We start from the raw sequence: 12562 nt of genomic DNA on the forward strand, positions 1-12562 counted from the left end.
TCCATGATCAATTTTAGTTAGCTGAAGCTAAAAATACGTTCAACTTATTTCATCCATGTACACCTTTTGACTACCTGCCAAATCCTCACTTACAGGTGTGATTCCGTGAAATTTGAAGCTAAGGTTTAAACTTTAATTTCATGCGAATTGATAAGTGTAATCATTGGAGATTAATCCTCACTTTTTTTTTGACTATATTCTTCCTTTCAGGCAGCGTAAGTGGGCAGGTCACCAAGACATGGAACGCTTCTTCGAATAGTAACTGGAACAATGCAGCCAGCTGGAGTCCGAGTGGAGTGCCAGCTAGTTCGGACGTAGTTATTTTTGACAACACCAGCGACTTTAACTGTTTGATAGATGCCAATGTTACCGTTGATTCCCTGAGTGTTGAAAGTACCTATGACGGAATCATAACTCAAAATACGGGTGTGACCCTTCAGTTTAATACTGGAGCAAACTTTGAAGGCGGCACGTTTGTCGGAGGCAATCAGAACATTACCGTACAGGAAAGCTTCACACTGAATGGTACAAACTTTACGAGTACTTCTGCCACCCTCAACTTTCTAGAAGGGGCAGACAATACAAGCCATGATATCCGATTTACCTCAGGTGCCTTTAATCATAACAATGGTCTGGTTCGATTTAGTTTGACAAGAGGCCCCACAGCGATTCATGGAAATTTTACTTTTTATGACCTTCTCCTAAATGGTAGGTATAGATCCATAGAAATGGTCAATGACGTATTAGTAGCAAACGACATGACAATCCATAATGGCAGTGGGTCAATTACTTTGGATTTGCACGACACATTGACGGTACAAGGCAAATTGGCGTATACTGGCACTAGCAGTCTTTCCATAGACATAGATAATGGAGACGCTGGTATTGGAGCCTTGAAATTTGAAGGTGCTACTATTGACTTGCTTTCAAATAGCGATGGTGGGGGAGGTTCTGCTTCATTATACATTTCTGGAAGTGCTCCCCAAACGATTAATGCTTCCAATGTTTCGGGTCGCTGCCCATTGCCCGATATAAAAATTGAATGCAATACACTAAATGTATCGGGTTATATAACTTTAAATAGTGCCAAGTGGGAATATATTTCAGGTACGTTGAATCATCCAAATCCGTTTGAAATTGTAATGAACGGGAGCTCTGAAATATCTGGGAGCGCACACACCATTGATAGCCTTACAATTAATGGAAACTTTAATACCCAAAGACTTGCTGCGCCGATTACATTGGATGGTGCTTTAAATATCATTCCAGCAAATAAGACAACCATTGAAGTAGAAGCACCTTTTACCCTCAATAATGACATGAATATAAATACTTCGGCAGAGGTGGTTTTCAATTTATCAGCAAATCAAAAATCAACCATTAATGGAAGCTTGTCAACAAGTGGAATAGACAATCTTCAAATAAATGGAGACACACTTGCAGTGAGCGGTGATATAAGCATCGCTCATTCTGGCACAAACAGCGGAGGCAGTGGCGTGTTGGAACTAAATGGAACTTCTCAATTAATAACCATTGATCCAAGTTTATCTGAAGGAGAAGGCGAATTGACAGACCTTTACATTAACATGACCGGGACACTGGATTTTGCAAATGATGGAACTTTCAACTTGGCCGGCTCCTGGCAGTATGAACAAGGAACGTTAGATTTATCTGGAGTGACCATAGCTGTTAATGCAACTAGCAATAGCTCTAATCATGCACTCATTGCTGGTAATCCGCACACACTCAATAGTTTATGTTTTTTTGGCACATATGGCTATTTGGACATTACAGCAAATATTTCTCTTGATGGTGATTTGAAGATACAATCTAATGCTACCGAAGGACCAGCAATTCTTACGCTTTCGGATCAGGTGTCAATTGCTGGAGATTTAGTAACAGCAGGAGCCAATAATATTACCATAGATGGTGACACCATCTTAGTGAGTGGAGATATTGACATAGGTCATACAGGAGTGGGTAATGGTACTGGAGCCATAGAAATTATAGGTATAGGAGATCAGCTTTTTTCAGGAGGAGATGTCCTTTCAACAGGCTCTGTTCCAGATATTATCATAAACAAAGCAAGTGGAACTTTAACCTTGGAGAAATACATTACGGTAAATGGGGATTGGACACTGGATGATGGGGTGGTGGATACCAGAACCAATGGTTCTTCTCTTGCGATAGTAAGTGCTGACGGAGAACGAAAATTAGATCTATCGAGCCCCGATGGCATAATGACACTAGACACGTTAATTGTGGATGTTGATAGCAATGACCAATTGCAGATAGCCGATGATTTAGCCATTAGGGGTGATTTGATTATCAATGAAGGAAGTGCAATCAACGTTGAGTCAAACAATGTAACATTAGGAGGAGATTGGATCAATAATAATTTAACCAATAATGGATTTGTAAGCTCGGGGTCAACAGTCACACTAAATGGTACCTTAAGACAGGTGATTTCATGCACCGCGTGTACAGAAGGAGAGGTCTTTTTAGATTTAGTAATAAATAATACAGCTGGAAGCGGAAGTGATGACATATTCTTTGCAGATACCGTTCAAATCACAAATAGTCTGACACTCACCAACGGTGTTATTCAGACGGATACTGATGCTTTGCTCTATTTAAGAGACGGATCTACCACCACAATCGGAACAGGTAATTCACATATAAATGGGCGAGTATCTTACGAGAAAGCTTCGGCAGGGAGTACAACCTTAAACTTCCCTGTAGGGAAGTCCGGGAATCACCGACCATTTGAACTAACTGTGAATCACTCGACTGCAACTTCTTATACATACACGGCCGAAGTTTTTAATACCTCAGCGGCAGCATTGGGGTATACATTGCCCACCTCAATTGCAAATGTTTCTTACCTAAGATATTGGGATATTGATAGATCAGTTACCGGGGGAGCTGATTCGCCATCTACTGACCTGGCAGGCAATGCTTCAATAACCCTTTACTATGGCACCTCAGATGAGGTTAATGACTATGAGAATCTAATTATCGCAAAATACGATGGAAGTAGTCAGTGGGAGAATCTAGGTGGAGTTGCAAGTGGAAACGGATCAGGGACAATTGTGTCACAATCTACTCCTGCCGCTTTTGCTTCTTTTGGAGGCGAGATAACCGTTGGTAATGATGAAGACGGGGCAAATTCCCTCCCGGTGGATTTGATAAAATACAGCGGGGGAATTGAAAATGACAATCCTGTAATTCGATGGGAGACTAGTTCTGAGTTGAACAACAGTCACTTTAGCATAGGTAGATCATCGGATGGACACTCTTTCACCAATGTTGGAAAGGTAATTGGAAATGGGACGGTAAATAAAAATCAATATTATAAATGGGAAGATTTTTCAACGAATCAACCTGTAAATTTTTATAAACTAAGTCAAGTTGATTTTGATGGATCAATCGAGGTATTAGGAATCGTGCGCATCGATGTTCTTTCACATTTCAATGATTTGAAAATTATGTTTGATAAAACAAAAAAACATTTTTCAATTCTAGGCTTAAGCCAAGCCGAAAATGTTGAATGGATAAAGGCTTATGCATTGAACGGAAAACTTATTCAGCAGCTAGATGATGAGTTAAACTTTTCAGAAATTCAAGGCTCAATTGTATACTTAGTAATTCACACCAACCTACGGCAAAATACATTTAAGGTATTAATGCATAAAACATCATATAGTCTAGTTAGTCAGATTCATACGCGCACGGCTAGTGCTACGACGGTCGTAGGTTCAGGAAAAATAAATGGCACAAAAAAACCTGAACTCCATAAAGAATTCAGGCTTCTAAAGTCGGGGTAGTAGGATTCGAACCTACGACCCCCTGCTCCCAAAGCAGGTACGCTAACCGGACTGCGCTATACCCCGATATTAAAAATCCATACTAAAATTTGCATGGATGGAAATCCGCTACTCAAAACGGAACGCAAATGTAGAAATTCAATTTTTAAATTTCTGCATAGACTAGGTTTTTTTTAATTCAAAAAGGTAACATTTTTAATACACCTCTTTATTCAGATTCAAATCTTCAGATTCAAGGGATTCAATTAATTTTAATCGTCTTACAAAATCATCTAAAATAATCGTTTATGAGAAATTTCAAATACCTAACTTTTATCTGTGCTTTTGTTTTGACATCTTTAGCTTCTGCAGCCGAAACGGATCCTAATAAAGGTGTTGATCCTCAAGAACGAAAACAGCAACTTGAGAATAGAATTCAGGAGATATAGAGAATGGATTTTTCAGAGATGGAGATGGATCAAAAGATATCCTTAAAGAAGGAAATTAAAGGAATAAAAAAGGAGCTGAAGCAAATTGGTTTGGATAGTAAGGTAACAATGTGCGTTGGCTTGATTATAATCATTTTGCTTTTATTAATATTACTTACTTAACACTTAACTAAATTTTCAACTATGATTAAAAGAAAAATAGCATTCTTCAGCGTTTTGTTTTGTATGATCGGAGCAGCTTCCGCGTCAGATACAAAGGATCCAAAAGAAGTACAAGAAAAGGTAGAGCAGCTTGAGTCTCGGGTATATGAAATCTGGAAGATGGATTTTAAGGATATGGAGAACGATGAAAAAATTGACTTAAAGAAAGAGGTTAAAAACATTAAAAAAGAATTAAAGGAAGCGAAGCGAAATAGTTCTGTAACATTATCTGTAGGCGCGATTATCATCATTTTGCTGCTCCTTATACTTCTTACATAAATCTCATGCCTGCTACGCAACCATCCAGGTACCCAAGTAGGGGTACAGAAGAAAGAAAGACCTTGTATCAAATAATCGATGAAGGTCTTTTTTGTACAATAGCTTTTATAAGAGAAGGGGTGCCACATCAAATTCCAACAGGATTTGCGCGTGTTGGAGATGATATTTATATACATGCTTCAGCGAAAAGTCATTTCATTGAATCCATTATTGATGAGTTAGTTAGTTTCTCGATAACCCATCTCGATGCACTGGTTTTGGCACCCACTGCCTTTGACCATTCGTTCAACTACCGCTCGGTTATTGGTTTTTCTGAGGTTGAGGAATTGGTTGATGAGGATGAGAAGCTTAAGTTTTTTAACCTTTTTACAGACCGCTACATTCCTGGAAGAATTGCTGATATAGGCGAACCAACATCTGAACAGATTAGAATAACCAAGATTGTACGACTCTCATTGAATAATGCAGCTGCTAAGATTCGTGAAGGTGATATGAATGTTAGGTTACAAGATGAGACTTCATGGTGCGGCATTATTCCGCTAGAAAAGAGATACGGGACTCCAGAAATTGATCAGCAGCAGCCAGCAGACTCAGAGCTGCCAAATTACTTAAAGGAATTAGTGAATGGATTTAGCAAACCTTAAAACAAAAGATAATGAATCGGAAAGCAGATTCGAGCTTTCTTTAGACGGTGAGATAGCTTTCATTGATTATAAAATTGGTAAATCAGGTGATGTATATTTCGTCCACACTGAAGTGCCTAAGCAGCTTGGAGGAAAAGGGATTGGTCATAAGCTCGTTCGAGAATCTTTGGAGATTATTGAACAAAATGATTGCCTAATAATACCATTATGTCCATTCGTCAAATCTTTTCTTAAAAGCCATATCTCTGATTATGAGCATGTTTTATCTGAAAGAGCTAAATTGTAAATCATGTCTGAGAAAATCAAAGAATACGAAAGTGAAGAATTGTCAGTGATCTGGAAGCCAGAGAAATGCATCCATTCAGAAATATGTTACAAAGGGTTGGCAGAAGTGTTTGATCCAAAATCTCGTCCATGGGTCAATGTAAACGGAGCAGATGATTCAGCAATTAAAGATCAGGTTGATAAATGTCCTTCAGGAGCGCTTTCATATAGACTAAATGGAGCCATTGAGAGCCAAGATCAGATCAATGATGAGCAAATTGTTGAAGTAACGAAGGGTGGGCCACTGATGGTTTACGGAAATATAAAAGTAAAGAATCATGATGGATCTGAAACTGCTAAACATCGTGTAACCGCTTTTTGCAGATGTGGTGCTTCATCCAACAAACCGTATTGTGATGGAAGTCACAAATCGGTTGATTTTGAAGAATAATACGCTATTTTAATACCAGCTTACGTCCATGAAACTCACAAAACCTAATCTAAACTGGGGAGACATATTTGCAAACCTATTAGCTATGTGCGCCTTCATTGCCATTGGTCTTGGACTTTGGCTATGTTACATCTTTATTGTAAAAATTGATGGATTTAGTCCTGAAGTTTGGCAAGATAGGACAGTGTTTGGAATGGCTGGAGAATTTTTGGGAGGCACGGTAGGCTCCATTTGGGCTTTAGCCGGAGTTATACTTTTCTTTTTAGCGCTCATATACCAAAAGAGGGAACTTGTTTTACAGAGGATCGAACTTCATGAAAGTAGAAAAATCATGGAAGATCAATCCAAAACAATTGCTATTCAGCAGTTTGAGAATACATTTTTCCAGTTGCTCAACTTCCATATAAATGCGGCAAATCATATCAGAAATACCAAGATCAACGCCAATTCAAAATCACAAAATGCTTTCGATGAGCTTTACCTGGATTTCAAAAAGGAGACTGTTAAATTGAAGAAGAGAAGGAAAGTAGATGCTGGAGCTCTCAGCCTTTCAGACGAGTCTTTTGAAAATACTTTCATTGCTGTTTTTGAAGGATATAAGAATACCTTCCAGCATTATTTAGAAAACTATAAAGCACTCTTGTTCTTTATCAAAAACAAAAGTCACGACCCGAGCTTTTATTACAATATTGTAAAATCTCACTTCACAGAGCAGGAGGTGCAGGTACATTTCTATTACATCATTCTTTTGTCAAAAAATCCAGAACTCATCAAGATTATAGAGCAATATCATTTATTTGAAAAAATAAACGAGAGAGCAGTATCTGAAATAGATTCTTATCACTTGCAGAAGGTGAATAAAGAAGCCTTCAAGAGAGAGTATTGAGCTGATGACTATTATTTTTTTTTCGGGCTTCCATTTCCATGTTGACTTATGTTGTTCGCTATTGACGATGCTTCTGCTTCCATTGAAGCTTTACAAGTTCAATGGATATAATTCCTAACATTCCTGTAATCAAAATGATTGTTGAAAAAAAGAAGATGAAAGGATGTGTTTGACCACTCCATACATCAGTGATTATTGCTACAACAATAATTATGTATAATGTGGTTTCAATTTTATTAAGTAACTGTTTTTTGCGAGTATTCATTCTAGCCTTACATTGAACCTGAAGCAAGGATAAAAGCTCCATCAATTGATGCCAAAATGAAAGGGTATACATAAGGTGAACAAGCGTTCAAGTCACACCTCTCGCCATTATTGCAATACAAAGTAGTGTAGGTTTTTCTAGAAACCACCAGTGAAAACGATATTGGAGGTCAGGGAAAATCAGAAAGATTGCATGAATTAAGAGTAGTGAGAGGGAGATTTGAACTCCCGACCTCCGGGTTATGAATCCGACGCTCTAACCAACCGGGGCGCGTAGCCTGAGCTACCTCGCCATTATTGCAATACAAAGTAGGGGTTTTTCTAGAAACCACCAGTGAAAACGATATTGGAGGTCAGGGAAAATCAGAAAGATTGCATGAATTAAGAGTAGCGAGAGGGAGATTTGAACTCCCGACCTCCGGGTTATGAATCCGACGCTCTAACCAACTGAGCTACCTCGCCATGAAATTTGAAGATATTTTTATCCGCCTTTTGGATACGCTCCTCAAAAAGGAACGCAAATCTATAAAAGATTTCTTTTCTGTCATGGCCTTGTTGAAATAGATTTTTTTTTTACCTTATCAAAAATTTCAGGAGTATGGCAAAGAACCAATATGTAGGAGAGTTTGAATTCAATGCATCGAAGAAAATGCTGTATCCATATTTTAGCACGGCCTCTGGTCTGGCGCAATGGTTTGCTGATGATGTAAACATCAATAACGAAGATAAAGTCTATACTTTCATCTGGGATGGAGATGAAACAAAAGCTAGGTTGACCTCTAATCGTACCAATCATCATGTCCGCTTCGATGTTATGGATGGTGATGACGATGGTAATTTTTTTGAGTTTAAGATCGATATGAATGAACTCACACAATCAGTGTATGTAAGAATTACCGATTATTCTGATATGGATGATGAGGAGGCTCATGAACTTTGGGAATCATTAATTCATGATTTAAAAGAGATTGTGGGAGGATAACTCATTATTGATGAGTCTGGTACCTTTCTTGCTACCTTCCAATTTTCTAATTTTGCAGTTCTATGAGAAAGTTGGATGTATTAATGCTTAAATCCTTTATTGGACCTTTTCTGCTTACGACAGCAGTTTCCAATTTCATTCTTCTAGTACAATATCTGCTAAAATATTTTGATGATTTTGTTGGCAAAAACCTTGGCTTCACGGTCTTTGCTGAGCTTCTTTTTTACTTTTCTTTAAACATGTTGCAAATAGCGCTACCCCTTGGTGTGCTGGTGGCTTCATTGATGACATTTGGAAATCTTGGAGAACAATTCGAACTCACAGCAATTAAGAGTGCTGGCATCTCTCTTTTAAGAACATTAAGGCCAATCTTTCTTTTTGTTTTCCTACTTTCTATTGGAGCATATTTTTTCAATAATTATACCATTCCTGCAGCAAACCTTAAAGCGTATAGTTTGCTATATGACATAAAGCATACCAAGCCTGCACTAGATATTAAGGCGGGAGCTTTTTACAATGGCATTCCAAACTACAGTATCAAAGCAAAAAATAAACTACCTGATGGAAAAACGCTGATTGATGTGATAATTTATGATCACACTGCTGGAAGAGGAAATAAAACTGTTATCATGGCAGATTCCAGTTTAATGTATACGATCATGGACGATCGATACTTGAAATTAGAATTATACGACGGGCATTATTATGCCGAAGAGCCTGTTTCGAGGAGCAGTGTTGATCGATTTTACCGTACAGAATACGATAAAATGGATATGGTTTTCAGTCTTGCATCATTTGACCTTAAAAGAAGAAAAGAAGAACTCTTTCAGAATAATCGGCAAATGAAAGATATAAGTGAGCTTTCAAGTGATATTGATTCATTTCAGAATATGCTGATCAAACAACGGGCAAGCTTTATCAAGACGACCCAGCGGTACTTTGAATATCATTTTAATAATAAAGAAAAGATACAAGAGAAAGGAAATCTGATTCAACCCGATAGTGTGCAGGAAATCAAACTAGATATGATAGAAGCATCTTTGATTCCTTCTTTTCTATTTGAACAAAAACAGGAAAAAGAGAAGGCTATAGAAATAGCTGAGGTTGAAGAAAAGGATTTAAATGAAGATCAACTGGGTGAGTATGTAGAAAAAGAAGAAGTACCCATAGTTGGGAAAGACTTAAAAAACAATGCTAAAAGGCTACGCGTAGCAACAGGGATGATTGATACGTTGACATGGAGCCATTTGGATGAATATTTAGAGGTGAAGTTCAAAAGTCATAAAGCAATTGTCACAGACGCGTTGAATAAATCCAGGAACATAAAAGTTAACTTGAATTCAACAAAAAGCCGCCTATACCAATATCAAAAAGATGCCAACCTGTATACAATAGAGATGCAGAAGAAATACGCACAAGCATTGGCTTGTCTGATAATGTTTCTAATTGGTGCTCCACTTGGAGCAATTATTAAAAAAGGAGGGCTGGGAGTTCCGACGATCATTGCCATCTTCTTTTTCATTATCTATTACGTTTTTACGAGTATAGGAGAGAAACAAGCAAAGGAAGGAGTGATGGATCCAATGATAGCAGCATGGATGTCCGATGCTATTTTACTCCCATTTGGTTTGTTTTTTCTGAAGCAGGCAAGAGTTGACGCCAGGTTGTTCGAGTTGGATGCCTACAGAATTGGAATAGAAAAGCTTACGCGTAGATTTGCGCGGAATAAGAACAAAGAGTAAATTTGCGCTTCAAATTAAAAGAGGTAGACGATTTTAGAATGTATCTAGCAAAAGAAAAAAAGGAAGAAATTTTTAAAGAACACGGAAAGTCAGCAAAAGACACAGGTGCTCCTGAGTCTCAAATTGCGTTGTTCACAACTCGAATCAACCATTTGACGGACCACTTAAAAACGCAGAAGAAAGACCACGCATCAAGATTGGGTCTTTTGAGATTGGTAGGTAAGCGAAGAAGACTTCTTGACTATCTACACAAAAACGATATTGAAAGGTATCGAAGCATCATCGCGAAGCTTAACATCAGAAAATAAAAAATAAAGGGGATCAAGTTTCTGATTCCCTTTTTTATTGTAAACCCTTAAGGGCAAAACGTGCCTTTATTATCAATATATTATGAACGTAATTACAAAAACCTTCAAACTATCGGACGGCAGGGAAGTATCCATTGAAACAGGAAAGCTTGCAAAGCAGGCAAATGGATCTGTTGTTGTTAGTATGGGGAATGCCAAGCTGTTGGCAACAGTGGTTTCATCAAAAGAAGCCAAAGAGGGAGTGGATTTCTTGCCGCTCTCAGTAGACTATCAAGAAAAATTTGCAGCTGCTGGTAAAATTCCAGGTGGCTTTTTGAAAAGAGAAGGACGGCTTTCAGATTATGAAGTGCTCATTTGTCGTTTGGTTGATAGAGCACTAAGACCTTTATTTCCATCCGACTATCATGCAGACACTCAGGTGTTCATTCAGTTGATTTCTGTAGATAAGGATATCATGCCTGATTCACTAGCCGCACTAGCTGCATCTTCTGCACTCTCGGTTTCAGACATTCCATTTGATGGACCAATTTCAGAAGTACGTGTGGTCAAAATTGATGGAGAATACAAAGTAAATCCGTCTCCTGAAGAACAAGAAAAATCATCGCTTGACCTTATTGTTGCAGGTACTGCTGACAATATAATGATGGTTGAAGGCGAATGTAAGGAAGTGGATGAGTCTGAGATGCTTGAAGGAATCAAGAAAGCCCACGAAGAGATCAAAGTACAATGTGCTATTCAGAAAGAGCTTGCAGAAGAAGTAGGAGCTACTGAGAAGCGTACATACGATCACGAACCAAAAGATGAAGAACTTAAGGCTTCAATGCATAAAGCAGTTTATCAAAAACTGTATGATGTGGCGGCAAAGAAAAACCCAAGTAAGTCAGAGAGGAAAGAAGATTTTAAAGCTGTATATGATGAATATATAAGCCAATTCTCTGAGGAGCAACTGGATGAGCTGAACGATTTCTTGCTTGGAAAGTATTTCCATGATATCGAAAAAGAAGCCGTTAGAAATTTTGTACTGGATTCTCAAGAAAGAATCGATGGAAGAAAGCCAGATGAAATTAGGCCAATTTGGTCTGAGGTAGATTACTTGCCTTCAGCGCACGGATCTGCTGTCTTTACCAGAGGCGAAACACAATCATTGACATCTGTTACATTGGGAACCAAGTTGGATGAGCAGATGATTGACGGAGCAATGTTCTCTGGTTATAATAAATTCATTCTGCATTACAATTTCCCGGGCTTTTCAACTGGTGAAGTAAGACCAAACAGAGGTCCTGGGCGAAGAGAAGTAGGTCACGGTAATCTGGCCATGAGAGCATTGAAACCAATGATCCCTACAGAAGACGAAGGTAACCCTTACACGGTACGCGTAGTATCTGACATTCTTGAATCAAATGGATCGTCCTCCATGGCAACTGTTTGTGCTGGAACTATGGCACTTATGGATGCAGGAATCAAAGTTAAGCGACCGGTTTCTGGTATTGCGATGGGGATGATTTCAGATAGTGAGAGTGGTAAGTATGCGATTCTTTCTGATATTCTTGGTGACGAAGATCACTTGGGAGATATGGATTTCAAAGTAACGGGTACCACCGAGGGAATCACTGCATGTCAGATGGATATTAAAGTAGACGGGCTTTCATACGATGTATTGGCTCAGGCCCTTGATCAAGCGAAGAAAGGAAGACTTCACATACTCGGAGAAATGGCTAAGTCGATCACCGAACCTCGCACAGAGCTTAAATCTCACGCGCCTAGAATGGAGCAATTGAGAATTGATCGTGAGCTGATTGGAGCAGTAATAGGCCCAGGAGGAAAAATCATTCAGGAAATTCAGAAAGAATCCGGAGCTACTGTCAACATCGAAGAAGATGAGAAAGGTGGAAAAGTGAGCATTTTTGCTGTAGACGGTGAATCATTAGATAATGCAATGGCACGAATCAAGGCCATCGTGCAGCAACCTGAAGTTGGTGAAGTATATGAAGGTAAAGTGAAATCAATCATGCCGTTTGGAGCCTTTGTTGAATTCCTTCCTGGAAAAGACGGGTTGCTTCATATTTCTGAGATCAAATGGGAACGTGTTGAAAACGTTGCTGATGTGATGGAAGAAGGAGAGGAAATCAAGGTCAAGCTTATTGATATTGACAAGCGAACAGGTAAATTCAAGCTTTCTAGAAAAGTTCTTTTACCACGTCCTCCAAAAGAAGAGAAGCCAGTTGAGAATACAGAAGAGTAAGCTGAAGGACACTTTAGATTTTTAATATGCCTTTGTGGCACAAA

10 protein-coding genes and 2 tRNA genes are annotated in these 12562 nt (G+C 38.6%); 10 read left to right on the forward strand and 2 right to left on the reverse strand.

Annotated features, from left to right (window positions below; genetic code table 11):
• Positions 1-140: 140 nt before the first annotated feature.
• Positions 141-3827, forward strand: a complete 3687-nt coding sequence (locus ABJF57_RS19590; protein WP_462233153.1) for a beta strand repeat-containing protein — start codon at positions 141-143, stop codon at positions 3825-3827.
• On the opposite strand, the gene ABJF57_RS19595 is transcribed toward ABJF57_RS19590, so the two are convergent.
• Positions 3819-3893, reverse strand: a tRNA-Pro gene (locus tag ABJF57_RS19595). The two genes, ABJF57_RS19590 and ABJF57_RS19595, sit on opposite strands and share 9 nt — an antisense overlap.
• Positions 3894-4438: 545 nt before the next feature.
• Here ABJF57_RS19595 and ABJF57_RS19600 point away from each other — a divergent pair.
• From ABJF57_RS19600 to ABJF57_RS19620, 5 genes are read left to right on the forward strand one after another with little or no spacing between them, the layout of a single operon-like run.
• The gene (locus ABJF57_RS19600; RefSeq protein WP_462233155.1) at positions 4439-4735 is read left to right on the forward strand and encodes a hypothetical protein; all 297 of its coding nucleotides are present in this window, start codon (positions 4439-4441) and stop codon (positions 4733-4735) included.
• 5 nt (positions 4736-4740) lie between these two features.
• Entirely contained in the window at positions 4741-5379 is a 639-nt protein-coding gene (locus ABJF57_RS19605; RefSeq protein WP_462233157.1) for a pyridoxamine 5'-phosphate oxidase family protein, read from the forward strand.
• Positions 5360-5665, forward strand: coding sequence for a GNAT family N-acetyltransferase (locus ABJF57_RS19610; RefSeq protein WP_462233158.1), 306 nt, complete (start codon positions 5360-5362; stop codon positions 5663-5665). The genes ABJF57_RS19605 and ABJF57_RS19610 overlap by 20 nt, the downstream gene beginning before the upstream one ends.
• A gap of 3 nt (positions 5666-5668) precedes the next feature.
• Complete coding sequence (locus ABJF57_RS19615; RefSeq protein WP_462233160.1) at positions 5669-6094, forward strand: (4Fe-4S)-binding protein; 426 nt, start codon at positions 5669-5671, stop codon at positions 6092-6094.
• A 28-nt stretch (positions 6095-6122) separates the two neighbouring features.
• Positions 6123-6980, forward strand: coding sequence for a hypothetical protein (locus tag ABJF57_RS19620; protein WP_462233162.1), 858 nt, complete (start codon positions 6123-6125; stop codon positions 6978-6980).
• Positions 6981-7632: 652 nt separating this feature from the next.
• On the opposite strand, the gene ABJF57_RS19625 is transcribed toward ABJF57_RS19620, so the two are convergent.
• Positions 7633-7706 (reverse strand) — tRNA-Met (locus ABJF57_RS19625).
• 136 nt (positions 7707-7842) lie between these two features.
• Between ABJF57_RS19625 and ABJF57_RS19630 the strand changes: the two genes are divergently transcribed.
• The 4 genes from ABJF57_RS19630 (at position 7843) to pnp (ending at position 12518) form a co-directional block, all read left to right on the forward strand.
• Positions 7843-8226 (forward strand): START-like domain-containing protein, encoded by a 384-nt coding sequence (locus tag ABJF57_RS19630; protein WP_462235222.1) that lies wholly within the window; start codon positions 7843-7845, stop codon positions 8224-8226.
• Positions 8227-8288: 62 nt separating this feature from the next.
• Positions 8289-9968 (forward strand): LptF/LptG family permease, encoded by a 1680-nt coding sequence (locus ABJF57_RS19635; protein ID WP_462235220.1) that lies wholly within the window; start codon positions 8289-8291, stop codon positions 9966-9968.
• A 38-nt stretch (positions 9969-10006) separates the two neighbouring features.
• Positions 10007-10276: a 30S ribosomal protein S15 gene (gene rpsO / locus ABJF57_RS19640; RefSeq protein WP_462235226.1), complete on the forward strand. Its 270-nt coding sequence runs from the start codon at positions 10007-10009 to the stop codon at positions 10274-10276.
• Between the two features lie 82 nt (positions 10277-10358).
• On the forward strand, positions 10359-12518 hold the full coding sequence (gene pnp, locus ABJF57_RS19645; RefSeq protein ID WP_462235218.1) for a polyribonucleotide nucleotidyltransferase: 2160 nt from the start codon (positions 10359-10361) through the stop codon (positions 12516-12518).
• Positions 12519-12562: the final 44 nt, after the last annotated feature.

The organism is Ekhidna sp. (genome assembly GCF_039940915.1).
Taxonomy (GTDB): Bacteria; Bacteroidota; Bacteroidia; order Cytophagales; family Cyclobacteriaceae; genus Ekhidna.

Excerpts from the sequence above, each read along its gene's own strand:
- ABJF57_RS19590 (WP_462233153.1), top strand. The coding sequence starts at position 141 with ATGCGAATTGATAAGTGTAATCATTGGAGATTAATCCTCACTTTTTTT.
- ABJF57_RS19600 (WP_462233155.1), top strand. The coding sequence starts at position 4,439 with ATGATTAAAAGAAAAATAGCATTCTTCAGCGTTTTGTTTTGTATGATC.
- ABJF57_RS19605 (WP_462233157.1), top strand. The coding sequence starts at position 4,741 with ATGCCTGCTACGCAACCATCCAGGTACCCAAGTAGGGGTACAGAAGAA.
- ABJF57_RS19610 (WP_462233158.1), top strand. The coding sequence starts at position 5,360 with ATGGATTTAGCAAACCTTAAAACAAAAGATAATGAATCGGAAAGCAGA.
- ABJF57_RS19615 (WP_462233160.1), top strand. The coding sequence starts at position 5,669 with ATGTCTGAGAAAATCAAAGAATACGAAAGTGAAGAATTGTCAGTGATC.
- ABJF57_RS19620 (WP_462233162.1), top strand. The coding sequence starts at position 6,123 with ATGAAACTCACAAAACCTAATCTAAACTGGGGAGACATATTTGCAAAC.
- ABJF57_RS19630 (WP_462235222.1), top strand. The coding sequence starts at position 7,843 with ATGGCAAAGAACCAATATGTAGGAGAGTTTGAATTCAATGCATCGAAG.
- ABJF57_RS19635 (WP_462235220.1), top strand. The coding sequence starts at position 8,289 with ATGAGAAAGTTGGATGTATTAATGCTTAAATCCTTTATTGGACCTTTT.
- rpsO (WP_462235226.1), top strand. The coding sequence starts at position 10,007 with ATGTATCTAGCAAAAGAAAAAAAGGAAGAAATTTTTAAAGAACACGGA.
- pnp (WP_462235218.1), top strand. The coding sequence starts at position 10,359 with ATGAACGTAATTACAAAAACCTTCAAACTATCGGACGGCAGGGAAGTA.